Source organism: Streptomyces sp. NPDC037421, assembly GCF_055602105.1.
Genome location: NZ_JBVJWV010000018.1, coordinates 122,515 through 144,806 on the forward strand (window position 1 = coordinate 122,515; position 22,292 = coordinate 144,806).

A 22,292-nucleotide genomic window follows, 5' to 3' on the forward strand; every position below is an offset into this window, starting at 1 on the left:
ACACTCCGGATCCCGTGGTCCAAGGGGGGAAAACCGAAACGGGGACAGGAGGGGGGGGGGGGGGGGGGGGCGGGGCTTGGGGGGTCGCCCCCCCCCCCCCCCCCCCCCTCGCCCGCCCCTTCGGCGACGACCCGCGCGACCGCACGGCCCTGCCCGGGGTACCGAGAGGGCTGGCCCGCCAGCTCCTCGGCTTCTGCGTCGTCGGGGTGCTGTCCACCCTCTGCTATCTCGCCCTGTACTCCCTCTTCCGGCTCGGCGCCGGCCCGCAGCCCGCCAACGCGGCCGCTCTGCTGCTCTCCGCCGTGGCCAACACCGCCGCCAACCGGCGGCTCACCTTCGGCGTCCGGGGCCGCGACCGGGCCGTCCGCCACCAGGCCCAGGGGCTCGTGGTCTTCGCCATCGGACTGGCCCTGACCAGCGGTTCGCTCGCCGCCCTCGACGCGGCCGCCGCGGACCCCGCCCACAGCACCGAGCTGGCCGTCCTGATCACGGCCAACCTCGCGGCCACCGTGCTGCGGTTCCTGCTCTTCCGCGCCTGGGTCTTCCCCGAGCGGCGCACCACTCCCGTGAAGGACGACCACCGATGACCACCGCACCAGCCCCCTTCGGCTCCCCCTTCCCCGAACGGGCCCCCGCCGCGGCCGCTGCCGCGCACCGGGCAGAGGCAGTACGGCCGCGCTGGGAGCGGCCCGCGTACGCGGCGCTGCTGCTCGCCACCGCCGTGCTGCTGCTGTGGAACCTGGGAGCCTCCGGCTACGCCAACTCCTTCTACTCCGCGGCCGTACAGGCCGGCTCGGAGAGCTGGAAGGCCTTCTTCTTCGGCTCCTCCGACGCCGGGAACTCCATCACCGTCGACAAGCCCCCGGCCGCCCTGTGGCCGATGGCGCTGTCCGTCCGGCTGTTCGGGCTCGGCTCCTGGCAGATCCTCGTACCCCAGGCCCTGATGGGCGTCGGCACCACCGCGGTGCTGTACGCGGCCGTGCGGCGCCAGTTCGGGGCCGGGGCAGCCCTGCTGAGCGGTGCCGCCTTCGCGCTCACACCCGTGGCCGCGCTGATGTTCCGCTTCAACAACCCCGACGCGCTGCTGACGCTGCTGCTGACCGTCACCGTGTACTGCGTGCTCCGGGCCCTGGACGGGGCGCGCACGGGCTGGCTGCTGGCGGCCGGCGTGGCGATCGGCCTGGGCTTCCTGACGAAGACCTTGCAGGCCTTCGTCATCCTGCCGCCGCTGGCCCTGCTGTACGCGGTCTGCGCGCCGACCCGGCTGCGCCGCAGGCTCGGGCAGCTGCTGCTCGCCGGGCTGGCGGCGGTGGTGTCCGGAGGCTGGTGGGTGGCCGTGGTGGAGCTGTGGCCCGCCTCCTCCCGCCCGTACATCGGCGGCTCGCAGAACAACTCCTTCCTTGAGCTCACCTTCGGCTACAACGGCCTCGGCCGGCTGAACGGCAACGAGACGGGCAGCGTCGGCGGCGGGCGGGCCGCGGCCGGCGGGGCCGGCGCGTACGGGATGCCCGAGGGCGGCCCGGGCCTCAGGGGCGGCGGGGGCTGGGGGGAGACCGGCATCGACCGGCTGTTCTCGGCCAATGTGGGCGGCCAGATCTCCTGGCTGCTGCCGGCGGCGCTGGTGCTGCTCGTGGCCGGGCTGGTGGTCACCTGGCGGGCCCGCAGGGCCACCGACTCCCTGGAGGGCATGGCCCGCGCGTCCTTCCTCGCCTGGGGCGGCTCGCTGCTGGTCACCGTGCTCGTCTTCAGCTACATGCAGGGCATCTTCCACGAGTACTACACCGTCGCGCTCGCGCCCTTCGTCGCCGCGCTCGTCGGCATGGGCACGGCCGTGCTCTGGGAGGAGCGGGGCGGCAGGGCCGCCGCGCTCACCCTGTCCGGGACGCTGGCCCTGACCGCCGTCTGGTCGTACGTCCTCCTCGGCCGTTCCTCCGGATACCTGCCGTGGCTGCGCTGGACGGTGCTGGTCGCGGGCCTGCTGGCCGCCGCCCTGCTGCCGTTCGCGGCCCGCTTCGGGCGCCGCGCGCTGCTGGCGACGGCCGCGCTGGGACTGGGCGCGGCCCTGGCGGGCCCCCTCGCCTACTGCCTGACCACCGTCGGCGCGGGCCACACCGGGTCCATCCCGACGGCCGGCCCGGCGGTGGCCGGCGGCCGCGGCGGACCGGTCGTAACGCGCTTCGGCCCCGGCGGCGAGCAGTTCCCCGGCGGCCCGGCCGGCCAGGGCGCGCCCGTCGGCCAGGGCGCGCCCGCCGGCCAGGGCGCGCCGGGCGGGCTTCCGGGCGGAGCGCCACAGGGCGGTCGCCCGATGGGCGGCCCCGGCGCGGTGCGGCCGAACGGCGGCCAGACGGGCGGCGCCAACGGCCAGGGCGGCCCCGGCGGCGGCGCTGGCGGCCAGGGCGGCCGCGACCGTCCGGGCGGTACCGGCGGCGGCCCCGGCGGACTGCTGGGCGGTACCCGGGTCGGCGCGGAGGCCAAGGCCGCGCTGAGGACCGGTGCCGACCGCTACACCTGGGCAGCGGCCACCATCGGCTCCCAGAACGCGGCGAGTTACCAGCTGGCCTCCGGCGCGCCCGTGATGCCGATCGGCGGCTTCAACGGCAGCGACCCCTCGCCCACGCTGGAGCAGTTCAAGGGGTACGTGAAGGCGGGGAAGATCCACTGGTTCATCGCCCAGGGCGGCCTCGACGGCGCCTCCGGCGAGGGGGGCACGGGTACGAACCGGCCCGGCGGCGCGGGAGGTCCCGGCGGAGCGGCGGGTACGGCCATCGACAGCTGGGTGAAGGCGAATTTCAAGTCCACCACCATCGGCGGAGCCACCTTCTACGACCTGACGACCCCCTAGCATCAAGAGGGCGGACCGGGCATTCCGGGCCGATCCCCTTGTGGTGAGGAGGGTGCCTCCATGGTGACCGAGGCTGATCCGGGCGACGCCAGGACCAGTGTGTGGCTGGCCGCCAGGCCCGCCGCCCCCACCAGACGCCGCAGTGAGGCGCCCTCGGGCCTGGACCGGGACCGGATCACCGCCGCCACCGTGCGGCTGCTGGACGCGGAGGGGCTCGGCCGGTTCTCGATGCGCCGGCTGGCCGCCGAGCTCGGGGTCACCGCGATGTCCCTGTACTGGTACGTGGACACCAAGCACGATCTGCTCGAACTGGCCCTGGACAGCGCCCTGGGCCAGCAGCGGCTGCCGGCCGGGCCGCCCCCTCGGGAGGGCTGGCCGGCCCGGCTGCGGACCCTCGCCTGCGGTTACCGGCGGCTGCTGGCGGAACATCCGTGGGTGGCTCCGCTCAGCGTCGCCTACCCGAACATCGGCCCGCACGCGCGGGCCTTCGACGCCGCCCTGCACCGGCTGCTGGAGGCCACCGGCCTGGTGGAGGCCGCCCGGACGGGCGCGCACCTGGCCGTCTCCCAGTTCCTCGGCGGCTGCGCCCTGAACGGCTGCGGCGGCACGGTCCGGCGGGCGCCCGAGGCGGACTTCGCCCTGGCCCTCGACGTCCTGATCGCCGGTATCGAGGCCAAGGCCGCGCATACGGCGGCGGCCCGGGCCTGAACCCCGTCGGGGTTCCGGGCCCGGGCCGCTCACGGCCGGCCGGGGCGAACCCCCGGTCAGGCCTTGGCCCGTGCGGCGGCCCCGGCGGCCCCGGCGGCCCCGGCGGACGCGGCGCCGGCGGGCGCGGACGCGGCTCCGGCACCGCCCTCGGCGGCCGGGTCGTGCAGGGCCGGCTTCGACTTCAGCGCGACTTCCTTGATGAACAGCACCAGCAGCAGCGCGAGCAGCGCGGTCGGGGCGGCGTACAGGAAGACGTCGCCGACGCCGTGCCCGTACGCGGACTCGATGACGGTCCGGAACGGCGCGGGCAGCTTGTCGAGGTCGGGGATCCCCCCGCCGCCGGTGCCGCCGTGCCCGAGGGCCGCGGCCTTCGGGCCGAGAGCGGCCAGCCCGTCCTGGACGTAGTGGGTGACCCGGTTGGCCATGACCGCGCCCAGCGCCGACACACCCATGGCACCGCCGAGGGAGCGGAAGAAGGTGACGACGGAGCTGGCGGCGCCGAGGTCCTCGGGGGCCACCTGGTTCTGCGTCGCGAGGACCAGGTTCTGCATCATCATGCCGAGGCCGAGCCCGGTGAGCGCCATGTACAGCGCGATGTGCCAGTACGGGGTGTCGTAGCGCAGGGTGCCCAGCAGTCCCAGTCCGGCGGTCAGGAGCACGCCGCCGGAGACCAGCCAGGCCTTCCACTTGCCGGTCTTGGTGATGACCTGGCCGGACACCGTGGAGGAGACGAACAGGCCGCCGATCATCGGGATGGTCAGGATGCCGGACATGGTGGGGGACTCGCCCCGGGCCAGCTGGAAGTACTGGCTGAAGAAGACCGTGCCGGAGAACATCGCGATGCCGACGAACAGCGAGGCGGCGGAGGCCAGGCTGATGGTCTTGTTGCGGAACAGCCGCAGCGGGATGATCGGGTCGCTGGCGCGGGACTCGACGAGGACGAAGAGCAGGCCGAGCACCACGGCGCCGCCGGTCATCGCCAGGGTGGTCCAGGAGATCCAGTCGTACGAGTCGCCGGCCTGCGTGACCCAGATCAGCAGGAGCGAGACGGCCCCGCTGATCAGAAAGGCGCCCAGCCAGTCGACCTTGACGTCGCGGCGGACCACCGGGAGCCGCAGGGTCTTCTGCAGCACGATCAGCGCGATGACCGCGAACGGCACGCCGACGTAGAAGCACCAGCGCCAGCCCAGCCAGTCGGTGTCGGTGATGACGCCGCCGAGCAGCGGACCGCCGACGGTGGCGACGGCGAAGACCGCGCCCAGGTAGCCGCTGTAGCGACCGCGCTCGCGCGGGGAGATCATCGCGGCCATCACGATCTGGGCGAGGGCGGAGAGCCCGCCGACGCCGATGCCCTGGACCACCCGGCAGGCGATGAGCATCCCGGTGTTCTGGGACATGCCCGCGACCACGGAGCCGAGGACGTAGATCACCAGGGATATCTGGACCAGCAGCTTCTTGCTGAAGAGGTCGGACAGCTTGCCCCACAGCGGGGTCGCGGCCGTCATCGAGAGCAGGGCGGCGGTGACGACCCAGGTGTAGGAGGACTGGGTGCCGCCGAGGTCGCTGATGATCTGGGGCAGGGCGTTGGAGACGATCGTGGAGGACAGGATCGCCACGAACATGCCGAGCATGAGCCCGGACAGCGCCTTCATGATCTGCGGGTGGGTCATGGGTGCGCCGTCGGACGTGGTCTCCGACTGGCCGCCTCCCCGCACACCGTTGGGTGTGGTCGTAGCCATGTGTTTCCTTTGCCTAGAAGCTCGATCGGAGTCGGGCCAGCAGGGTGTTCAGTACGTCGATGTCCTCGGCCGGCCAGTCGGCCAGCGCCTTCTCCAGCGCGTCCGTGTAGCGGGCGCCGAGCTCGGCGAGCATGGCGCGCCCGGCCCCGGTGAGGCGCAGGATCCGGCAGCGGCCGTCGCCGGGGTCGGTCTCCCGCTCGATCCAGCCGTGCTGCGCCACGTGGGCGACGTGCCGGCTGCTGACCGAGATGTCGACGGCCATGAACTCGGTGAGCCGGCTGAGCCGCATCTCGCCGTGCCGGTCGAGGACGGTGAGGACGGCGGCGGAGCCGGGCGGGCAGTGCGGGGGCAGCATCCGGGCCAGGTCGCGTTTGACCGCGCCGATTCCGGTGAGCTGGCGGGCCAGCTCCTCGTAGCGGGTGTGCTGGGCCGTCTGCGTGCTCACCGGGAACCGCCCCCATCTTGTTGCTTAGGGCAACCATAGAAGCGCATGGTTGCTACAGGCAAATGAATCCGGGGGGCGGGGCGGTAAAGGAATCGGAAAACCGGGACCGGCGGGTGGCGTCAGCTCCAGGTGGCGCTGACGTTCCGGGTCTCCACGTGCATGCCCAGCGGCACCCGCCACGCCTCCACGCACACCGTGTAGGTCTGCGTCTTCGAGCCGCCGCCCGCGATGGGGGCGGGCAGGGGCTGGGTGGTGGTGATCGTGGCCCAGTCGACGCCGAGGGCGCCGATGATGTGCGTCGCGAAGCCCACCGTGCCGGAACGGGCCGCCGTGGTCCCGGTGTTGGTGAAGGTCACCGTGACGCGTTCGCACCAGCGGGCGGACGCCGCCGCGCGGACCGGAGTGCCGAGGGCCAGCCGGGCCGGGGTGGCCGGCGGGGCGGGCGGCGTCGTGCCCGGCTTCGGGGCCGGAGGGGCCGGGGTGCCGGGGGAGCCGGGGATGCCGGGGATGCCGGGGGTGGTCGGCGGGGCGGGCGGGGCCGGGGTGCCGGGCGCGCCCGGGGTGGTGGCGCCCGTGCCCGCGCCCCCGGTGCCGCCGGGGGTGGCCGGAGTGCCCGGGTCCGGCGGGGTGCCGGGAGCGGGTGCGGAGCCGACCGGGGCGGTGGCCGTCCCTCCGCCCGCGTCGGAGCCGTCGGCCGGCCGGGACCCGGGCGCGCCGGGCCGCGCAGAAACGGGGGCGTCGGCGGAAGGGGCCGGTCCGCCGGATGCCAGCGGCTGGAACTCCACCTGGCTCCGGGGCGGTACGTTCTCCCCCGCGCCCCGCTCGGGGCCCGCGGCGGCGGCACCCACGACGACGTAGCCGTCCCGGTCCTGCTCGCAGCCGGTGAGGGTGGCGAGGGCGCAGCAGCAGAGGGCCAGGGCGAGGGCGGCGCGGGATCCCTTTCGCATCGCGCCAGTGTTCCTGACGCAATGTCAAATGTGAACCCCGCGCCCGTGACTCCGTGGCTCGGCGCCCTGGTGATTCAGTCCCCGATCAGGCCCGTCCGCAGCTGGGCGAGCGTGCGGGTGAGCAGGCGCGAGACGTGCATCTGGGAGATGCCGACCTCCTCGCCGATCTGCGACTGGGTCATGTTCGCGAAGAACCGCAGCATGATGATCTGCCGTTCCCGGGGCGGGAGTTTGGCGAGCAGCGGCTTGAGCGACTCGCGGTACTCGACACCCTCCAGCGCGGTGTCCTCGTACCCGAGGCGGTCCGCGAGCGAGCCCTCGCCGCCCTCGTCCTCCGGGGAGGGTGAGTCGAGCGAGGAGGCGGTGTAGGCGTTGCCGACGGCGAGGCCGTCGACGACCTCCTCCTCGGAGACGCCGAGCACGGCCGCCAGCTCCGGAACGGTCGGGGACCGGTCCAGCTTCTGGGCCAGCTCGTCGCTCGCCTTGGTCAGCGCGAGGCGCAGTTCCTGGAGCCTGCGCGGGACGCGGACGGACCAGGAAGTGTCTCGAAAGAATCGTTTGATCTCGCCCACGACGGTCGGCATCGCGAACGTCGGGAACTCCACGCCGCGTTCGCAGTCGAACCGGTCGATCGCCTTGATCAGGCCGATGGTGCCGACCTGGACGATGTCCTCCATCGGCTCGTTGCGGCTGCGGAACCGGGCCGCCGCGTAGCGCACCAGCGGCAGGTTCAGCTCGATCAGGGTGTCTCGTACGTACGCCCGTTCGGGGCTGTCCGCGTCCAGGGCGGCGAGTCGCTGGAAGAGGGAGCGGGAGAGGGTGCGGGTGTCGATGGCTTCCGAGCGGTCGGCCACTGCCGGCAGCTCACGCTTGTCGAGCGTGAGCACCTTGGAGCTGCCCTGGTCTACGGACATGCCACCCCCTTGAGGTCGCGGACGGTCGCGTCTCTGCGCCCGTCGGAGGAACGCAGCCTCCACCTGAATACCGGAGGCGGGGCTGCGGCAAACGCGGTTCCAGCAGAATGTCACATGTCGGCAACACGCTGTAGCGTCATGTCGACAAGTATCTCCAGCGACAGACGGCCGACCGAGCGGAATGAGCCGATTCTGTAGGGAAACGCGGGAACAGCTCCACCCGATCCGGTTAAGCCTCGATCCTGTTTGCGGATCTCAGACGGGCGAAGCTCCGGGCGAGCAGCCGGGACACGTGCATCTGCGAGACGCCCAGCTCCGCGCTGATCTGCGACTGCGTCAGATTGTTGTAGTAGCGCAGCAGGAGGATCCGCTGCTCCCGCTCGGGCAGCTGTACCAGCAGGTGGCGCACGAGGTCGCGGTGCTCGACGCCGGCCAGCTCGGGGTCCTCGTAGCCGAGCCGGTCGAGCAGGCCGGGCATGCCGTCGCCCTCCTGCGCGGCCTCCAGGGAGGTCGCGTGGTAGCTGCGGCCGGCCTCGATGCAGGACAGCACCTCGTCCTCGCTGATCCGCAGCCGCTCGGCGATCTCGGGAGTGGTCGGGGTGCGGCCGTGGAGGGTCGTGAGGTCCTCCGTGGCGGCGTTGACCTGCACCCACAGCTCGTGGAGGCGGCGGGGGACGTGCACGGTGCGGACGTTGTCGCGAAAGTATCGTTTGATCTCGCCCACGACCGTCGGCATGGCGAAGGTGGGGAACTGGACCCCGCGCTCCGGGTCGAACCGGTCGATCGCGTTGATCAGGCCGATGGTGCCGACCTGGACCACGTCCTCCATCGGCTCGTTGCGGCTGCGGAAGCGGGCGGCCGCGTACCGGACGAGCGGGAGGTTGGCCTCGATCAGGGCCCCGCGCACCCGGTGGTGCTCGCTGGTGCCCGGCTCCAGGTCCTTCAGCTGGCCGAAGAGCACCTGGGTCAGGGCCCGGGTGTCGGCGCCCCGGCCCTGCGGCCTCGGGGGAGTCTGGGGCAGGTCCCGCAGATCCTGGGAAGGATCCCGGGACGGGTCCTCGGGTGCGCCCCGGAGTGCGTCCTGACCGGCCTCGTGCGGGCCGTGGAGTGCCCCCTGGAGTGCCTCCCGGGGTGGTCCCTGGAGCGGCGGCTCCTGCGGACGGGGCTCGGGGCGCGGCTCCCCCGGGCGCGGCCCGCCCGGCCGGGGCTCGGCGGGCCTGGGGTCGCCCGGCCGGGGCTCGGCGGTGCGCGGCTCCTGGTGGCGCGGCTCGTGCGGGCGGAGCTCTTGCTGGGGAGGCACCTGAGGCGCAGTACTGGCCGGCACGGTCACGCCACCCCTTCGATCAACTCATCGGTCAAAAGCGGTCATAGCATCACAAGAGATGTGCACTATGTGCAAGCACCGTATATGGCCGTGTTGAGGGCAAGTTGGGCATTTCGGGGTATTCTTTTTACCGGCCCCCCGGCCGTGAACGCGAAAGGTCCCCCACCCGTCGGAGTGGGGGACCCGGAAGTCCGGAAATCGCTTCGGCGTACGGTTTCAGTTCACCAGTTCGGTGATGAACTCGCCGATGCCGGAGGCTGCATCCGATATGCCCTGGAAGCCTATTCCCACCATCTCCGCCGCCCGCTTGGGCTGGGTGATGATCACGAAGAGGACGAACACGGTGAGGACGCCCGTGATGAGCTTCTTGGTGTCCATGGACGGTGTCGGCCTCCCCAACCAGCACTGCAAAGTCGGGTGAGTCTAACCGGTCAGGTTTGGTCACTCACCTGTCCTTTAAGGACCAATGACCCGGTGGTTGGGGCCCTTTGCCGCTGGGTGCCCGGTCGGGGCGGGCGCAGGATTGAACACGAGCCCACCGGTTCTGGCAGGAAACCGGTGGGTGAGGGACAGGACCTCACTGCGGGGTCCGAGCCGCAGGCTTCCCCCCTGATTGCGGCTCGGGCTGGCAGGTCCCGTCCCCGCCGGGGGAAGTGGCTTGTCCCCCCGATCGCCACTTCCCCCGTCCCCACCGTCGAAGGTCCCGACTCCGGTCGGGACCTTCTTCGTGTCCGGGCGCCGGAAGGGCCGGAGGACGGGGCCGGGAGGGGCCCGGGACGGGCCCGGGGTCCGGGGAGGCGGCGGGGGGGGGGGGGGCAGGGCCGGGGCTACTGGATGGCGCCGGCGAGGCCCAGGAGCGGCTCGACGGGGGCGATCACGGGGGCGAGCTGGTCGGGCAGGGTCATCAGCTGGTTGAGCTGGTTGGCCCCCTGGCTGAGCCGCGCCCCGATCTCGGGGACGGTGGGCTGGGCGCCGGCGGGCATGCCCGGGGCGGCGGCCGGGAGGTCCGGGAGGGCGAGCGGGGCCACGTCCACGGGCGCGGCGGAGGCGGCGGGTGCGGCGAGGCCCGCGGCGGCCCCCGCGAGGGCGAAGGCGGCGAGCATGCGCTGGGTCTTGGTCATGCCGTGACAACGGCCGAGCGGGCGGCCGGTCACGGCGGGCACGCACGAGAGCCCCGGTTCGTACGAACCGGGGCTCTCAATGGCGGTGGTGGAGGGATTTGAACCCCCGATGGGTTGCCCCATACTCGCTTTCGAGGCGAGCTCCTTCGGCCACTCGGACACACCACCGAGAGAGATCCTAGCCCAAGGTGGGGAGTGCTTTGCAAATCCGCAGTACGTGGCCCGGCTCACCGCCCCCGGAAGGGGCTCACCGATCCCGGAAGAAGTCCGTGAGCTGCCGGGCGCACTCCTGCTCCAGCACCCCGCGGATCACTTCGGGACGGTGGTTGAGCCTGCGGTCCCGCACGAGGTCCCAGAGCGACCCGGCCGCGCCCGCCTTCTCGTCCCCCGCCCCGTAGACGATCCGCGCCACGCGGGACTGCACGAGCGCGCCCGCGCACATCACGCACGGCTCCAGGGTCACCACCAGCGTGCACCCGGTCAGCCGCCACTCCCCGAGCCGGGCGGCCGCCCGGCGCAGCGCCAGCACCTCGGCGTGCGCCGTGGGATCGCCGACGGCCTCCCGTTCGTTGTGCCCGGTGGCCAGGAGCTCCCCGCCGGGCCCGAGCACGACGGCACCGACCGGCACGTCGCCGGCCGGCACCGCCAGGGCGGCCTCCTTCAGCGCCAGGCGCATGGAGTCCCGCCAGGGATCCCGTACGGGATCGGGGTCGTACGTGATGTCGTGCTCGGCGATCACTAGCGGACGGCCTCCAGCACTTCGGTGGCGCCGAGCGCGTCGGCGATCTCCGTGAGGGCGTCTCCGTCGAGGGTCAGCAGTTCCTTGTGGCCGACCCCGAGGTCGTCCAGCAGGCGGGGGTCGCCGAGGGGTCCGGCCGGCAGGGGCTCGGAGCCGGCGCGCGGCCCGTCGTCCGCGTCGTCGTCCTCGTCCGTGTAGGCGGCGACCGGTTCGTCATCGCCGTCCTCGGTGCCGTCCAGGTTCAGTTCGTCGAGGTCGTCGTCCTCCTCGTCGGTGCCCAGCAGCTCCTTCGTCAGCATCGATCCGTAGGAGCTGCGGTCGGCCACGGAGGCGTTCGACACGAAGTACCGAGGGTCCTCCTCTCCGTCCACGCGGATGACGCCGAACCAGGCGTCCTCCTGCTCGATGAGGGCGACCACCGTGTCGTCGTCGACAGCGGCGGACCGTGCGAGATCGATCAGATCACTGAGGGACTCGACGTCGTCGAGTTCCAGGTCGCTCGCTTCCCACCCGTCTTCGGTGCGCGCGAGCAGTGCGGCGAAATACACCGTGACTCTCCCACTGGTCGTAGGCGTGCCGGTTGGAGGTCCCCCCGGCCGGAGGTTGGGGTGTGAACGGCCGTGACGCTTGCCGTCCGCACCCCGCCCAATCGGCATCGTGGCAGAAACAGCGGCTTTGCGAGAGGTCTTCCGCGCGGCGGCCGTGTCGCGGCGCCGGCGGTGCACCCGGTCGCGGGGCCGTGTGCGCGCACGCCGGTGCGCCCGGCGTAGCGCCCCGCGACGCGCCCGGCCGCACCCCTGGTCACCAGCGGAAGGTACGCATCCGCATCTGCTGCCGCATCCGGGCCGCGCGGGCGCGCCGCGGCTGGACCCGGTCGCGCAGCTCCCTGGCCTCGTTCAGATCGCGCAGGAACTGCGCGCGTCGCGCCCTGCGCTGCGCCGCCGTCTCCGGCGCCTCGTACGCCTCTCTCCCGTCGGTGTCGTTGGGCTGCGTCTCGGGCATCGGCACCACCCCAGGCTGGTCTGGTCGTCCTCCTCCGCCGTCACGGAGCAGACCCCCCGGCTCCCACCTTCCCCCGGCCGGCTCGTTTGATGCCACCGGCGCGCAGATCGCCCCAGGTCAGGGGTCGCGGGGCCGGGGTCCGCCGGCGGCCTCGGCCGTCAGACCCCGTCGTCCTCCTCCGTGAGGGCCGGTACGACGGCCACCGGACCGTGCGCGTGCTGGAGCACCGCGTGCGCCACCGAGCCGATCAGCAGCGACCGCACGCGCGGGTGGTGGCGGCCCACCACGACCAGCGCGGCCGACCGCGACGCCTCCACCAGCCGTCCGGCCGCGTTCCCGGGCTCGGCGGCCTGCTCGACGGGTACGCCCGGGTACCGGGCCCGCACCGCCTCCAGCCGCCGGGTCTGGGAACGCAGCGTCTCCCGTTCGGCCGGCACCGCGTCCCCGCCGTCGGCGAGCGCCTCGGGCGGGATCACCGCGAAGGGGCCGCCGAGCACGTTCGCCGGGCCGGGCGGGATCGCGTACGCCGAGACCACCTGGACGGTGGTCCCCCGTGCGGCGGCTTCCGCGAAGGCGAACGACAGCACGTCCTCGGGGGTCTCGGTGACGTGCAGCCCGAGCACCACCTTTCCGGCCGAGGCGCCCGCCGCCTCCCCGGCGGGGTCGGCGGCCGCGTCGCGGTCGGCGTGCGGGACCACCACCACGGGGCAGGAGGCGGTGGTGGCCACGGCCCTGCTGTTCGAACCGAGCAGCAGCGCGGCGAACCCGCCGCGCCCCCGGGATCCCATCACCAGCATCCGGGGCGAGCCCTCGCCGCTGATCACCCGCAGGGCCGCCGGCACCGAGCCCTCCAGGGCCTCGTAGCGGATCTCCCCGGGCCGCTCGGGGAAGGCCTCCAGGATGGCGCGTACGCGGTCGCCCACCGGGTCCGCGTACTCCTCGGGCTCGTTCGGGTCGTGCAGGGCCGAGCGGCGGCCGGCGTACAGCTGGGTGGCCTCGGGCAGCACGTGGGCGACCAGCAGCCCGGTGCCGTGCCGCAGCGCCGCCGTGCGGGCCCACTCCAGGGCGCGGAGGCTGTGTTCGGATCCGTCGACGGCCGCGATCACCAGTCCGTTGCTCACCAGTCAAGGGTGCTGGGCGGCGGGGCGGCCCGCATCTCAGGGCCCGCGGCGGAGGCGGAGCGGTGCGCGCAGCGCGTAGCCTTTTGCCAGTGGGTCGCGAACAGGCGGCCGTTTTTGCAGGTAGCAGGGTCTCGCAGTTCGCTGATCGCAGGTCGAAGCCCGGCTGAGTCTTGGAGGATGTTGTGCGTTTGCAGGTCGTCGATCACCCCTTGGTGGCGCACAAACTCACCACGCTGCGCGACAAGCGCACCGACTCCCCCACGTTCCGGCGGCTCGCCGACGAGCTGGTGACGCTCCTCGCGTACGAGGCCACCCGCGACGTGCGCACCGAGCAGTCCGACATCGAGACCCCGGTCGGCCCGACCACCGGCGTCAAGCTGTCGCACCCGCGCCCGCTGGTCGTCCCGATCCTGCGCGCCGGCCTCGGCATGCTGGACGGCATGGTGCGGCTGCTGCCGACCGCCGAGGTGGGCTTCCTGGGCATGGTCCGCAACGAGGAGACCCTGGAGGCCTCCACGTACGCGACGCGCATGCCCGAGGACCTCTCCGGCCGCCAGGTGTACGTCGTGGACCCGATGCTGGCCACCGGCGGCACGCTGGTCGCCGCGATCCAGGAGCTCATCAAGCGCGGCGCCGACGACGTGACCGCCGTGGTGCTGCTGGCCGCGCCCGAGGGCGTCGAGGTCATGGAGCGCGAGCTCGCGGGCACGCCGGTGACGGTGGTGACGGCCGCCGTGGACGAGCGGCTCAACGAGCACGGCTACATCGTGCCGGGCCTGGGCGACGCGGGCGACCGCATGTACGGCTCGGCGGAGTAGTCGGAGTAGTTCCGGTCCCGCTCCGGCAGGGGGATCAGCACTTCGCGGAGGGCGCGGGCGCGGGGTTGGCCAGGACGGCCAGCGCCTTGTCCGCGTCCTCCTTCGTGCTGAGCTCCTTGAAGGAGTCGCCGAGGATCAGGTCGATGTCCGTGCCCTCGCGGGCGTCGGTCTGGGTGGTGACCCCGGCGAGCTGGGTGCCGAGGACGGAGTAGGCGGCCTTGTCGGTGCGCGGGGAGCCGAGCAGTATCCCGGGGCCGGGGACCTTCTTGTCGAAGTCGGCGGGGGCGTTGCCGACGTGGCCGATGGCGAAGCCGCGCTTCTTCAGCTCGTCGCCGACGGCCTTGGCCAGGCCCGCGCGCGGGGTGGCGTTGTAGACGTTGACGGTGATCTGGCCGGGCTGCGGAAGGGCGACCGCGGGGGCCTTGGAGGCGGCGGGGCCCGCGTCCGGCGCGGTGGCGGGCTTCACGGCGTTAGCGGGTCTGGCGGAGGCCGTCGGGCAGTTCCCGTCGGCCGCCGCCGTGTTGCGCTTGCCGCTGTCGTCGCCGCCGAACACGTCGATGAGCTGCAGCGCCCCGTAGCCGAGCAGGGCCAGGGCCAGGACGGATCCGAGCAGGGCGAGGACGATCTTCCGACGCCGCCGGGGGCGGCTCATACGGGGGTAGGCAGCTCCCGTTACGCGGTACTTTCCGCCCATGCCGGGGGGAGTGAGCATGCTCATGGGCGCAGCGTAGTGCCGTACCGGAACGATGCCTACTAAATGATCTGTTGATCGGGTAAGGCAGACCCGAAAGGCGCAATCAGTCCATCTCGAGGACGCGCGCGTGCAGGACCTGGCGCTGCTGGAGGGCCGCGCGCACGGCGCGGTGCAGCCCGTCCTCCAGGTAGAGGTCGCCCCGCCACTTCACGACGTGGGCGAAGAGGTCCCCGTAGAAGGTGGAGTCCTCCGCGAGCAGGGTTTCGAGGTCCAGCTGCCCCTTGGTCGTCACGAGCTGGTCGAGCCGTACCGGGCGCGGCGCGACGTCCGCCCACTGCCGGACGCTCTCCCGGCCGTGGTCGGGGTACGGCCGCCCGTTTCCGATGCGCTTGAAGATCACACGGAAAGCCTACCGGGCCGGTGCCTCCGGGCGCAGCCTCGCGCCGACGGTGCAAAAGTGGCAGACAGGGCTATTCCGGGAGGGATGCATGAGCCAGAGCACCGACCCGGCCGTTCCGGCCGGCTCGCCCGAACCGCCCGGGGCTCCTGATCCCGCCGTCGACGCGATCGCCGCCGGGTACGCCTTCACCGGCCCCGCGCTCGACCTCGGGGCCCTGCTCTGGGCCGGGAAGTGCCTGCCCGAGCGGCAGATCCGGATCCCGCTGGCGATGCTCAACCGGCACGGGCTGGTGGCCGGAGCCACCGGCACCGGCAAGACCAAGACCCTCCAGCTGATCGCCGAGCAGCTGTCGGCGAACGGCGTGCCCGTCTTCCTGGCCGACATCAAGGGCGACGTCTCCGGCATCTCGGCCCCCGGCGCGGCGAACGAGAAGACCGCGGCCAGGGCCGGCGAGGTCGGGCAGGAGTGGGAGGCGACGGGATGCCCCGCCGAGTTCTACTCCCTCGGCGGGATCGGCCCCGGGATCCCGGTCCGCGCGACCGTGACGGCCTTCGGGCCGGTGCTGATGTCCAAGGTGCTCCAGCTGAACCAGACGCAGGAGCAGTCCCTCGGCCTGATCTTCCACTACGCCGACTCCAAGGGCCTGGAGCTGATCGACCTCAAGGACCTGCGGGCGGTGGTCGCCTTCCTCGTCTCCGACAAGGGAAAGCCCGAGCTCAAGGGAATCGGCGGGCTCTCCACCGTGACGGCCGGCGTGATCCTGCGCGCCCTGACCGCATTCGAGCAGCAGGGCGCCGCGGAATTCTTCGGCGAGCCCGAATTCGACACGGGCGAATTGCTCCGGACGGCCGCCGGCGGGCGCGGAGTGGTCTCCGTACTGGAACTCCCGGCAGTTCAGGACAAACCGCAGCTTTTCTCTACATTTCTGATGTGGCTGCTCGCCGACCTCTACGGAGGACTTCCCGAAGTCGGCGATCTGGAACAGCCCAAGCTGGTGTTCTTCTTCGACGAGGCACACCTGCTGTTCAACGGGGCTTCGAAGGCGTTCCTGGAATCCATCACCCAGACCGTCCGGCTGATCCGCTCCAAGGGGATCGGCGTCTTCTTCGTCACCCAGACCCCCAAGGACGTGCCGGCGGACGTGCTGGCCCAGCTCGGCAACCGCGTCCAGCACGCCCTGCGCGCCTTCACCCCCGACGACGCGAAGGCCCTCAAGGCCACGGTGAAGACCTTCCCCAACTCCGCGTACGACCTGGAGGAGACGCTCACGGGGCTCGGCACCGGCGAGGCCGTCGTCACGGTGCTCAGCGAGAAGGGCGCCCCGACCCCGGTCGCCGCCGTCCGGCTGCGCGCACCGCAGTCGCTGATGGGGCCGGTCGGCGCCGAAGCACTGGACCGGGCCGTCAAGTCCTCGCCGCTGTACCCGCGCTACGCCGAGCCGGTCGACCGCGAGTCCGCGTACGAGAAGATCACCGCCGAACAGGCGGCCGCGGAGGCCGAGGCGGAGGCGGCCGCCGCGGCGGCGGAGGCCGAGAAGCAGGCCAAGGAGGCGGTGAAGGCCGGGCGCTCCGCCCCGAAACCGGAACCTTCACTGGCCGAACAGGTCGTGGGGAGCGGGCTGTTCCGCTCCCTGGCACGGTCGATCGGGACGCAGCTGGGGCGGGAGATCTCGCGGTCGATCTTCGGGACGGCGCGCCGGCGGCGCTGAGCCGGGACGCCCAGGTCCCCCCTCCAGAGGGAATCGAGCGAACCGGCTGTCGGCGTTGCGGCGGGCGCTGACAGACTCGGGGGCATGCGGACCGAACTCACCGACACCACGTCCAGCAAGATCGGCCGGGCGTTGCTCGACGCCCGCCGGGCCGTTGGCAGCCCGACCATGGGGCTGGTGCTGACCCTCGTCATAGTCACCGACGAGGAGAACGCCTACGACGCCGTGCGCGCGGCCTCCGAGGCCTCGCGGGAGCACCCGTGCCGGATCATCGCGGTGATCAAGCGGACCCCGCGCGGCCCGGAACGGCGGCGCCAGACCCGGCTCGACGCCGAGCTGCGGGTGGGTTCGGACGCCGGGTCGGGGGAGATCGTGATCCTGCGCCTGCACGGCGACCTCACCGCCCAGGCCGGCTCGGTGGTGCTCCCGCTGCTGGTGCCGGACGCGCCGGTGGTGGCGTGGTGGCCGGCCGACGCCCCCGCCGATCCCGTCCGCGACGACCTGGGCGAGCTGGCGCAGCGCCGGATCACCGACTCGCAGGAGGCACCCGACCCGGTCGGCGTGCTGGACGCGCGCGCGGCCTCGTACGCCCCCGGTGACACCGACCTCGCCTGGACCCGGCTCACGCCGTGGCGCTCCCTGCTGGCCTGCGCGTTCGACCAGAAGCCGCTGCCGGTGACCGCCGCGGCGGTGGAGAGCGAGGCCGACAACGCGAGCGCCGAGCTGCTGGCGCGCTGGCTGGAGGACCGCCTGGGCGTGCCGGTGGCCCGGGTGGCGTCGGACGGGCCGCTCATCACCCGGGTCCGGCTGGAGACCTCCGCCGGCGAGGTGGTCGTGGACCGCCCCACCGGGTCGCTGGCCACCCTGGTGCTGCCCGGCTGGCCCGACCGCAAGGTCGCGCTCAAGATCCGCAGCACTGCCGAACTGATCGCGGAGGAACTGCGGCGGCTCGACGCCGACGAGGTCTACGCCTCGGCGCTGCGCGGCCGGGCGGCCCAGGCGTCGCTCTCGGCGTAGTGGTTGTCGTACGTGGGCTGGCTGTCGATGATGTCCTGCACGGTGGCCTCGCCCGCGCGCACCCGTCCGAGGAGGCGGTAGTAGTCGAAGCGGGCCATGCCGGGGGTGAAGCCGACGAACACCTCGGCGGTGTGGCCCGCGGCCGGGGCGAAGGCGTGCTTCACACCGGGGGCGATGCTGATGAAGTCGCCCTTGGTGAGGGTGTGGATCTCGTCGCCGACGAGGACGTCGAGCCTGCCGTCGGTGACGTGGAAGAACTCGGTGGCCTTGGTGTGGAAGTGCACCGGGGCACCGGCCGCGCCGACCTCGAAGCACGCGGTGTTGCAGGTGAGCTCGGGGGTGTCGGTGAGCAGCGTGATGAAGCTGCCCGGGCCGTCGGAGATGACTTCGGCGTCCGCCGCGCGGGTGAGGTTTTCGATCATGAAGCCGACCCTACGGGCCCAGGCCCCGTTCCCTGCCGGTGGGTACCCCTGGACCGTGCAACTCCGTTTCTCTGCCCGCCCGCTGGGCCGCGAGCCGGGTCCTGCGGCCGGAGCGGGCGGCGGGCGGCAGCGGACGGGATCAGGGGGCGGGATCAGGGGGCGGCGGAGCGCTTGGCGGCGGCCTTCTGCGCCTGCTTGTACTCGCGGACCTTCGCCAGGGACTCCGGGCCCGTGATGTCGGCCGCCGAGCGGTGGACGTTCGCCAGGCCGTAGCCGCCGGCGGCCTCGCGCCAGCCCTTGGGGCGGACGCCGAACCGCTTGCCCAGCAGGGCCAGGAAGATCTGCGCCTTCTGCTCCCCGAAGCCCGGCAGCGCCTTCAGCCGGGCCAGCAGCTCGGCGCCGCTCGCGGCGTCGGCCCACACGGCGGACGCGTCGCCGTCGTAGTGCTCCACCAGGTACGCGCAGAGCTGCTGGATCCGCTTCGCCATCGAGCCCGGGTAGCGGTGCACGGCGGGCTTCTGCGACAGCAGCGCCGCGAAGGCCTCCGGGTCGTGGGCGGCGATGGCGTGCGCGTCGAGGTCGTCGGTGCCGAGCCGCTGGGCGATGGTCCAGGGCCCGGAGAACGCCCACTCCATCGGCACCTGCTGGTCGAGCAGCATGCCGGTGAGCGCGGCCAGCGGGCTGCGCGCGAGCAGGGCGTCGGCCTCGGGCTGCTGCGCGAGCCGGATGGTGATGTCGTCCATGCCCACCAGCCTCCCCCAGCGGGGGCCCCGGCGCCCGGTCGGCGCGCGATTGTCGGACCCCCCGCCTAGCGTGGGAGCGACAGGACGAGCACGCGTACGGACGACACACGACACAGGAGTCGATCGACCATGGCTGAGTTCCCGGAAGGCGCCCCGTGCTGGGTGGACGCGATGTTCACCGACGTGGAGGGCGCCAAGGAGTTCTACGGCGACGTGCTGGGCTGGACCTTCGGCGAGGCCAGCAGCGAGTACGGCAACTACACGCAGGCCTATTCCGACGGCAAGGCGGTCGCGGCGGTGGTGCCGCCGATGCCGGGCGGTGACGCCCCTTCACAGTGGTGTCTCTACTTCGCCTCGTCGGATGCCGCCGCCACCGCCGGGAAGATCAAGGCGGCGGGCGGCACGCTGATGATGGAGCCGATGCAGGTCGGGACCTTCGGGACGATGGCGATCGCCAAGGAGCCGAGCGGCGCGGTCTTCGGCGTCTGGCAGCCCGGCGAGCACAAGGGTTTCGAGAAGCTCGGCGAGTCCGGTGCGTACGCCTGGGCGGAGGTGTTCACCCGCGAGCCGGACAAGGCGGACGGCTTCCTGTCGGAGGTCTTCCCGTACGAGTCCCAGCAGATGGACGCCGGTGACGATCCGGAGGCGGCCGGGATGGACTTCAAGGTCTTCAGCGTCGGCGGTCCGCAGAACCCGGTGCTGGGCCGGATGAAGATGGGCGACGAGTTCCCGCCGGAGATCCCGTCCTACGTACAGGTCTACTTCGCGGTGCCGGACTGCGACGAGGCGGTCGCCAAGACCAGGAAGCACGGCGGGAAGCTGCACTTCGGCCCGATGGACAGCCCCTTCGGCCGCTTCGCGGCGGTCACCGACCCGCAGGGCGCGGCGTTCGCGGTGATCGACCTGACGACGACGGTCGGCGAGATGCCGAGCTTCGGCTAGGCCGTCTTTACCCGTGCCCCCGCCGGTCAACACGGCGGGGGCACGGGCGTGCGGGGGTCAGCGCAGCGCGTGGACGGCGTACGCGGGGTGGAAGGCGGGGTGGTACGCGGGGTGGAGCACCAGCGGGGCGTCCCAGACGGCCGGGGCCGGGGTGACGGTGTGGACGACGGGATGGCCGAAGGGCGGGAGCGGGAAGGAGCCCGGCGCGGCCTCGGCGGGGGTGCTGGTGAACAGGGCGGTGCTGAGAGCGAGCGCCGCGGCGGCGGCGATGTTCTTGATCATGCGTGCAGGGATAGCGCCCGCCCGCTCGCGCCCACCAGCCGAGGACACTCCTGATCACCCGGTTGCCGCAGCCGATTCACCGCAGAATCGATCACTCGCCCGTTTGCGTCCCCCCGCCCGGGGGAGGCGGATTCCTCCGGTCAGCCGTGCTGGGGGCCGGGGAGGGGGCGGTGGCGACCGCGGCGGACGGCTTCCCAGGCGGCGCCGAGGGCCGCGGACTGCACGAGGGCGCAGGCGACCAGCACGCCGGCGGAGAACCAGAGGGGAGGCTTCGACGCACCCCAGACCAGCATGCCGACGGACATCGTGGCGAAGGAGGAGGGAGCGGTGAAGAGGGTGGGCCACATCCAGATGAAGCCCGGGTCCTGCCCGAAGAGGGAGACGCCCGTCGCGACCGCGATGGCGCCCGCGACGAGGGTGAGGTAGACCGCCGAGGCGGGATTGGCGAAGGTCAGGCGTATCAGCGTGCGCTTGTTCATCGGTGCTCCCTGGGGCGTGGTGTGCCTCCAGGGTCGGCCCGGACGGGCGGGGTGTCGTGAGTATCCGTACCCAATTCCGCTCGGTACACCGGCAGGTGCGGGCGGGGTCGGTCCAGCCGCCCGGAGGGCGGGGGCCATGCGGCCGTTCCGGCCGTGACCCCTTCCGTGCAGGAGCCGCAGGTGCCCGGGGTGGGGCTGCGGAAGGCCAGGTCGCACTTGTCGCAGGTCTGGAAGGGGTCGGGCGGGACGTAGGCCGCCTTGCGGAACGCGGGGGCCAGCGCCGGGGGTTCCTGGGCGCTGAGGCGGTGGGCGATCAGCCCGCCCGGGTTGCGGACCGGGTGGGGGACCGGGTGGGGGACGTTCGCCGTCAGCACGGAGATGATCGCCTCCTTGGTCGCGCCGCGCCGCATCCAGACCTCGACGCCGCCGGCGAGCCGGTCGATGTCCAGTTGGCCGAGCAGCAGCCGGTGGTCCGTCCGGCGCAGCCCGGCGAGCAGGGCGGCGGCCGCCCGCCGGGCGGGCGAGGGCTCCTCGTCCACCGGCGGAGCGGCGGGCGGGGTCTCGGCTTCCGGCTCCGGCTCCGCGATGGGTCCGGGTTCCGGCGCGGGGGCCGGTGCGGGCTCTGGCTCGGGCTCCGGTTCCGGGGCGGGCTCCGGCTCGGGGCCTTGGCCGGCGGCCGCTCGGCGTGGGCCGTGGCGGCGGCCTTGGGGTGGTTGTAGGACACCGTACGGGTGACGATCCGCCCGTCCGGCAGCTGTTCCCGGAAGCGCTTCAGTTAGCCGTGGGCCTCCAGCTCGCGCAGGGCCGCCGCGATCCGGATCTCCCCCTCCGGTACCCGCTTGACCAGCTCCTTGATGCTGATCGGCGTCCCTGGAGGCAGTGACTGGATGTACGCGCCCAGGCCCCGGGCGGTCAGCGAGAGCGCCGGGTTCTGGAGCAGGTGGTTCCCGACGACGGTGTACCGGGACGTGTGACGGACGTTGGAGTGATGAACGCCGTACGCCGCGCGCATGCGCACGCTAGGGTGCTGGAGAGCCATCGGGAAGCGTCTACTTCCTACTTGGTCAGGCCCTCGCCCGGGATTGCCGTCCCGGCGGGGGCCGCTTCATGTCTGGGGTTGTCGGGGCGAGCATGTGCCCGGCAACCGGTCCGGATTCCAGTCGAGTTGGACTTGTTCACCCCTGCGAGTGAGGCGGCCTCGGCGGGGAGGGCTGGGTGGGTTGGGCAAGGTGCTTTCCCTCGGTACTGCGTATCAACAGAAACGTACGGACCCACCGGCTCGCGCTTTCCCGCGGGCCGGTGTTCCGGGCCGGAGCCGCGTCAACGCGGGGGCAGTTGGTCGTACGTCTTGAAGGTGTACAGCGCGGACAGGGTGATCGAGTTGCCGGTCTTCGCGGGCAGTCCGAGCTTGTCGTTCACGACCCTCCCGAGCGGTCCGCAGCCTTCGGCGGCCGGCACGGAGAAGGAGTCGTCGGCGGCGGCGAACTTGATCACCGGCGGGTTCTTCGAGATCCACTCGGACTTGCCGACGCGCTTCAGCCGGATCTCGATGGGGGCGTCGCCCGCACCGATGACGCAGCCCTGCGGGAGCAGCGGGCTCAGCGCTCGGTAGCGCACCGTGAAGAGGCCCATGTCGTTGCCGACGGTGTAGAAGTCCGAGCGCCCGCCGTACTCCGGCTGGAGGGAGAGGCCGAGTACGGGACTGCGGTCGCCGCCGGGGTTGCCGAACAGCCCGCCGGGGACGGCGGTCGGGGGGGGGGGGGGGGGGGGGGGGGGGTGGGTTGGGGTGGGGGGGGGGGGGGGGAAGAGTCCCCAGTACGGGGGGGGGGGGAGCCCAGGGGTCCCGTCGAGTGTGCTCAGTGGGGGGGGTGGGTAACGCCTCTCC

26 protein-coding genes, 1 tRNA gene and 1 pseudogene are annotated in these 22,292 nt (G+C 72.8%); 7 read left to right on the forward strand and 21 right to left on the reverse strand.

What is annotated here, in order from left to right; genetic code table 11:
• Window positions 1-92 precede the first annotated feature (92 nt).
• The 3 genes and pseudogenes from ACZ7IF_RS24610 to ACZ7IF_RS24620 form a co-directional block, all read left to right on the forward strand.
• Window positions 93-587: pseudogene (locus ACZ7IF_RS24610) on the forward strand (GtrA family protein); the annotation flags it as partial.
• On the forward strand, window positions 584-2,842 hold the full coding sequence (locus tag ACZ7IF_RS24615; protein WP_470974979.1) for a glycosyltransferase family 39 protein: 2,259 nt from the start codon (window positions 584-586) through the stop codon (window positions 2,840-2,842). The pseudogene ACZ7IF_RS24610 and the gene ACZ7IF_RS24615, both read left to right, overlap by 4 nt.
• A 60-nt stretch (window positions 2,843-2,902) precedes the next feature.
• Window positions 2,903-3,550 carry a TetR/AcrR family transcriptional regulator gene (locus tag ACZ7IF_RS24620; RefSeq protein ID WP_470974982.1) on the forward strand — a complete coding sequence of 216 codons (648 nt, stop codon included), beginning with the start codon at window positions 2,903-2,905 and terminating at the stop codon, window positions 3,548-3,550.
• Between the two features lie 56 nt (window positions 3,551-3,606).
• Here the strand turns inward: ACZ7IF_RS24620 and ACZ7IF_RS24625 are convergent, their stop codons facing one another.
• The 12 genes from ACZ7IF_RS24625 to ACZ7IF_RS24680 form a co-directional block, all read right to left on the reverse strand.
• Entirely contained in the window at window positions 3,607-5,220 is a 1,614-nt protein-coding gene (locus tag ACZ7IF_RS24625; RefSeq protein WP_470975055.1) for an MDR family MFS transporter, read from the reverse strand.
• An 82-nt stretch (window positions 5,221-5,302) separates the two neighbouring features.
• On the reverse strand, window positions 5,303-5,734 hold the full coding sequence (locus tag ACZ7IF_RS24630; protein WP_470974984.1) for a MarR family winged helix-turn-helix transcriptional regulator: 432 nt from the start codon (window positions 5,732-5,734) through the stop codon (window positions 5,303-5,305).
• 119 nt (window positions 5,735-5,853) lie between these two features.
• Window positions 5,854-6,681 (reverse strand): hypothetical protein, encoded by an 828-nt coding sequence (locus ACZ7IF_RS24635; RefSeq protein WP_470974987.1) that lies wholly within the window; start codon window positions 6,679-6,681, stop codon window positions 5,854-5,856.
• 74 nt (window positions 6,682-6,755) lie between these two features.
• Window positions 6,756-7,595, reverse strand: coding sequence for an RNA polymerase sigma factor SigF (locus ACZ7IF_RS24640; protein WP_470974990.1), 840 nt, complete (start codon window positions 7,593-7,595; stop codon window positions 6,756-6,758).
• A 229-nt stretch (window positions 7,596-7,824) separates the two neighbouring features.
• The gene (locus ACZ7IF_RS24645; protein ID WP_470974993.1) at window positions 7,825-8,895 is read right to left on the reverse strand and encodes an RNA polymerase sigma factor SigF; all 1,071 of its coding nucleotides are present in this window, start codon (window positions 8,893-8,895) and stop codon (window positions 7,825-7,827) included.
• A gap of 240 nt (window positions 8,896-9,135) precedes the next feature.
• Window positions 9,136-9,297: a hypothetical protein gene (locus tag ACZ7IF_RS24650; protein ID WP_164720920.1), complete on the reverse strand. Its 162-nt coding sequence runs from the start codon at window positions 9,295-9,297 to the stop codon at window positions 9,136-9,138.
• Between the two features lie 449 nt (window positions 9,298-9,746).
• Window positions 9,747-10,040: a hypothetical protein gene (locus tag ACZ7IF_RS24655; protein WP_470974996.1), complete on the reverse strand. Its 294-nt coding sequence runs from the start codon at window positions 10,038-10,040 to the stop codon at window positions 9,747-9,749.
• A gap of 80 nt (window positions 10,041-10,120) precedes the next feature.
• Window positions 10,121-10,208, reverse strand: a tRNA-Ser gene (locus ACZ7IF_RS24660).
• A 79-nt stretch (window positions 10,209-10,287) separates the two neighbouring features.
• Window positions 10,288-10,716 carry a tRNA adenosine(34) deaminase TadA gene (tadA, locus tag ACZ7IF_RS24665; protein ID WP_470975058.1) on the reverse strand — a complete coding sequence of 143 codons (429 nt, stop codon included), beginning with the start codon at window positions 10,714-10,716 and terminating at the stop codon, window positions 10,288-10,290.
• Window positions 10,717-10,778: 62 nt separating this feature from the next.
• Window positions 10,779-11,327, reverse strand: a complete 549-nt coding sequence (locus ACZ7IF_RS24670) for a tRNA adenosine deaminase-associated protein (RefSeq protein ID WP_470974999.1) — start codon at window positions 11,325-11,327, stop codon at window positions 10,779-10,781.
• Window positions 11,328-11,580: 253 nt separating this feature from the next.
• Window positions 11,581-11,781 carry a hypothetical protein gene (locus ACZ7IF_RS24675; protein ID WP_050779660.1) on the reverse strand — a complete coding sequence of 67 codons (201 nt, stop codon included), beginning with the start codon at window positions 11,779-11,781 and terminating at the stop codon, window positions 11,581-11,583.
• 158 nt (window positions 11,782-11,939) lie between these two features.
• Complete coding sequence (locus ACZ7IF_RS24680; RefSeq protein WP_470975002.1) at window positions 11,940-12,902, reverse strand: universal stress protein; 963 nt, start codon at window positions 12,900-12,902, stop codon at window positions 11,940-11,942.
• Between the two features lie 182 nt (window positions 12,903-13,084).
• Here ACZ7IF_RS24680 and upp point away from each other — a divergent pair, with 182 nt between their 5' ends.
• Entirely contained in the window at window positions 13,085-13,720 is a 636-nt protein-coding gene (gene upp, locus ACZ7IF_RS24685; RefSeq protein ID WP_030225496.1) for a uracil phosphoribosyltransferase, read from the forward strand.
• A 34-nt stretch (window positions 13,721-13,754) separates the two neighbouring features.
• Here upp and ACZ7IF_RS24690 read toward each other — a convergent pair whose 3' ends face one another.
• Together ACZ7IF_RS24690 and ACZ7IF_RS24695 are read right to left on the reverse strand one after the other, a co-directional pair.
• Window positions 13,755-14,438, reverse strand: a complete 684-nt coding sequence (locus tag ACZ7IF_RS24690) for a LytR C-terminal domain-containing protein (protein WP_470975005.1) — start codon at window positions 14,436-14,438, stop codon at window positions 13,755-13,757.
• A 79-nt stretch (window positions 14,439-14,517) separates the two neighbouring features.
• The gene (locus ACZ7IF_RS24695; protein ID WP_405979649.1) at window positions 14,518-14,814 is read right to left on the reverse strand and encodes a type II toxin-antitoxin system VapB family antitoxin; all 297 of its coding nucleotides are present in this window, start codon (window positions 14,812-14,814) and stop codon (window positions 14,518-14,520) included.
• Between the two features lie 88 nt (window positions 14,815-14,902).
• On the opposite strand from ACZ7IF_RS24695, the gene ACZ7IF_RS24700 reads away from it, so the two are divergent.
• Entirely contained in the window at window positions 14,903-16,522 is a 1,620-nt protein-coding gene (locus ACZ7IF_RS24700) for a helicase HerA-like domain-containing protein (protein ID WP_470975008.1), read from the forward strand.
• 84 nt (window positions 16,523-16,606) lie between these two features.
• The gene (gene opcA, locus ACZ7IF_RS24705) at window positions 16,607-17,539 is read left to right on the forward strand and encodes a glucose-6-phosphate dehydrogenase assembly protein OpcA (protein ID WP_470975011.1); all 933 of its coding nucleotides are present in this window, start codon (window positions 16,607-16,609) and stop codon (window positions 17,537-17,539) included.
• Here the strand turns inward: opcA and ACZ7IF_RS24710 are convergent.
• Both ACZ7IF_RS24710 and ACZ7IF_RS24715 read right to left on the reverse strand, forming a co-directional pair.
• Complete coding sequence (locus ACZ7IF_RS24710) at window positions 17,488-17,961, reverse strand: cupin domain-containing protein (protein ID WP_470975013.1); 474 nt, start codon at window positions 17,959-17,961, stop codon at window positions 17,488-17,490. The two genes, opcA and ACZ7IF_RS24710, sit on opposite strands and share 52 nt — an antisense overlap.
• Window positions 17,962-18,113: 152 nt before the next feature.
• Complete coding sequence (locus tag ACZ7IF_RS24715; RefSeq protein ID WP_470975016.1) at window positions 18,114-18,704, reverse strand: HhH-GPD-type base excision DNA repair protein; 591 nt, start codon at window positions 18,702-18,704, stop codon at window positions 18,114-18,116.
• Between the two features lie 129 nt (window positions 18,705-18,833).
• Between ACZ7IF_RS24715 and ACZ7IF_RS24720 the strand changes: the two genes are divergently transcribed.
• Complete coding sequence (locus tag ACZ7IF_RS24720) at window positions 18,834-19,646, forward strand: VOC family protein (RefSeq protein ID WP_470975019.1); 813 nt, start codon at window positions 18,834-18,836, stop codon at window positions 19,644-19,646.
• Window positions 19,647-19,703: 57 nt separating this feature from the next.
• Here the strand turns inward: ACZ7IF_RS24720 and ACZ7IF_RS24725 are convergent, their stop codons facing one another.
• From ACZ7IF_RS24725 to ACZ7IF_RS24745, 5 genes are all read right to left on the reverse strand, one after another.
• Window positions 19,704-19,928 (reverse strand): hypothetical protein, encoded by a 225-nt coding sequence (locus tag ACZ7IF_RS24725; RefSeq protein ID WP_470975022.1) that lies wholly within the window; start codon window positions 19,926-19,928, stop codon window positions 19,704-19,706.
• A gap of 140 nt (window positions 19,929-20,068) precedes the next feature.
• Complete coding sequence (locus ACZ7IF_RS24730; protein WP_470975025.1) at window positions 20,069-20,407, reverse strand: SCO4225 family membrane protein; 339 nt, start codon at window positions 20,405-20,407, stop codon at window positions 20,069-20,071.
• Window positions 20,404-20,946 (reverse strand): hypothetical protein, encoded by a 543-nt coding sequence (locus ACZ7IF_RS24735; protein ID WP_470975028.1) that lies wholly within the window; start codon window positions 20,944-20,946, stop codon window positions 20,404-20,406. The genes ACZ7IF_RS24730 and ACZ7IF_RS24735 overlap by 4 nt, the downstream gene beginning before the upstream one ends.
• A 236-nt stretch (window positions 20,947-21,182) precedes the next feature.
• Complete coding sequence (locus tag ACZ7IF_RS24740; RefSeq protein ID WP_470975031.1) at window positions 21,183-21,446, reverse strand: hypothetical protein; 264 nt, start codon at window positions 21,444-21,446, stop codon at window positions 21,183-21,185.
• Window positions 21,447-21,727: 281 nt separating this feature from the next.
• Window positions 21,728-22,039, reverse strand: a complete 312-nt coding sequence (locus ACZ7IF_RS24745) for a hypothetical protein (protein ID WP_470975034.1) — start codon at window positions 22,037-22,039, stop codon at window positions 21,728-21,730.
• Between the last annotated feature and the right edge of the window lie 253 nt (window positions 22,040-22,292).

Bases quoted from the DNA above. Each gene is read 5' to 3' on its own strand.
- ACZ7IF_RS24615 (WP_470974979.1), top strand. From the start codon at position 584: ATGACCACCGCACCAGCCCCCTTCGGCTCCCCCTTCCCCGAACGGGCC.
- ACZ7IF_RS24620 (WP_470974982.1), top strand. From the start codon at position 2,903: ATGGTGACCGAGGCTGATCCGGGCGACGCCAGGACCAGTGTGTGGCTG.
- ACZ7IF_RS24625 (WP_470975055.1), bottom strand. From the start codon at position 5,220: ATGACCCACCCGCAGATCATGAAGGCGCTGTCCGGGCTCATGCTCGGC.
- ACZ7IF_RS24635 (WP_470974987.1), bottom strand. From the start codon at position 6,681: ATGCGAAAGGGATCCCGCGCCGCCCTCGCCCTGGCCCTCTGCTGCTGC.
- ACZ7IF_RS24640 (WP_470974990.1), bottom strand. From the start codon at position 7,595: ATGTCCGTAGACCAGGGCAGCTCCAAGGTGCTCACGCTCGACAAGCGT.
- ACZ7IF_RS24650 (WP_164720920.1), bottom strand. From the start codon at position 9,297: ATGGACACCAAGAAGCTCATCACGGGCGTCCTCACCGTGTTCGTCCTC.
- ACZ7IF_RS24655 (WP_470974996.1), bottom strand. From the start codon at position 10,040: ATGACCAAGACCCAGCGCATGCTCGCCGCCTTCGCCCTCGCGGGGGCC.
- tadA (WP_470975058.1), bottom strand. From the start codon at position 10,716: ATGCGCCTGGCGCTGAAGGAGGCCGCCCTGGCGGTGCCGGCCGGCGAC.
- ACZ7IF_RS24675 (WP_050779660.1), bottom strand. From the start codon at position 11,781: ATGCCCGAGACGCAGCCCAACGACACCGACGGGAGAGAGGCGTACGAG.
- ACZ7IF_RS24690 (WP_470975005.1), bottom strand. From the start codon at position 14,438: ATGAGCATGCTCACTCCCCCCGGCATGGGCGGAAAGTACCGCGTAACG.
- ACZ7IF_RS24700 (WP_470975008.1), top strand. From the start codon at position 14,903: ATGAGCCAGAGCACCGACCCGGCCGTTCCGGCCGGCTCGCCCGAACCG.
- opcA (WP_470975011.1), top strand. From the start codon at position 16,607: ATGCGGACCGAACTCACCGACACCACGTCCAGCAAGATCGGCCGGGCG.
- ACZ7IF_RS24710 (WP_470975013.1), bottom strand. From the start codon at position 17,961: ATGATCGAAAACCTCACCCGCGCGGCGGACGCCGAAGTCATCTCCGAC.
- ACZ7IF_RS24715 (WP_470975016.1), bottom strand. From the start codon at position 18,704: ATGGACGACATCACCATCCGGCTCGCGCAGCAGCCCGAGGCCGACGCC.
- ACZ7IF_RS24720 (WP_470975019.1), top strand. From the start codon at position 18,834: ATGGCTGAGTTCCCGGAAGGCGCCCCGTGCTGGGTGGACGCGATGTTC.
- ACZ7IF_RS24725 (WP_470975022.1), bottom strand. From the start codon at position 19,928: ATGATCAAGAACATCGCCGCCGCCGCGGCGCTCGCTCTCAGCACCGCC.
- ACZ7IF_RS24730 (WP_470975025.1), bottom strand. From the start codon at position 20,407: ATGAACAAGCGCACGCTGATACGCCTGACCTTCGCCAATCCCGCCTCG.
- ACZ7IF_RS24740 (WP_470975031.1), bottom strand. From the start codon at position 21,446: ATGGCTCTCCAGCACCCTAGCGTGCGCATGCGCGCGGCGTACGGCGTT.
- ACZ7IF_RS24745 (WP_470975034.1), bottom strand. From the start codon at position 22,039: ATGGGCCTCTTCACGGTGCGCTACCGAGCGCTGAGCCCGCTGCTCCCG.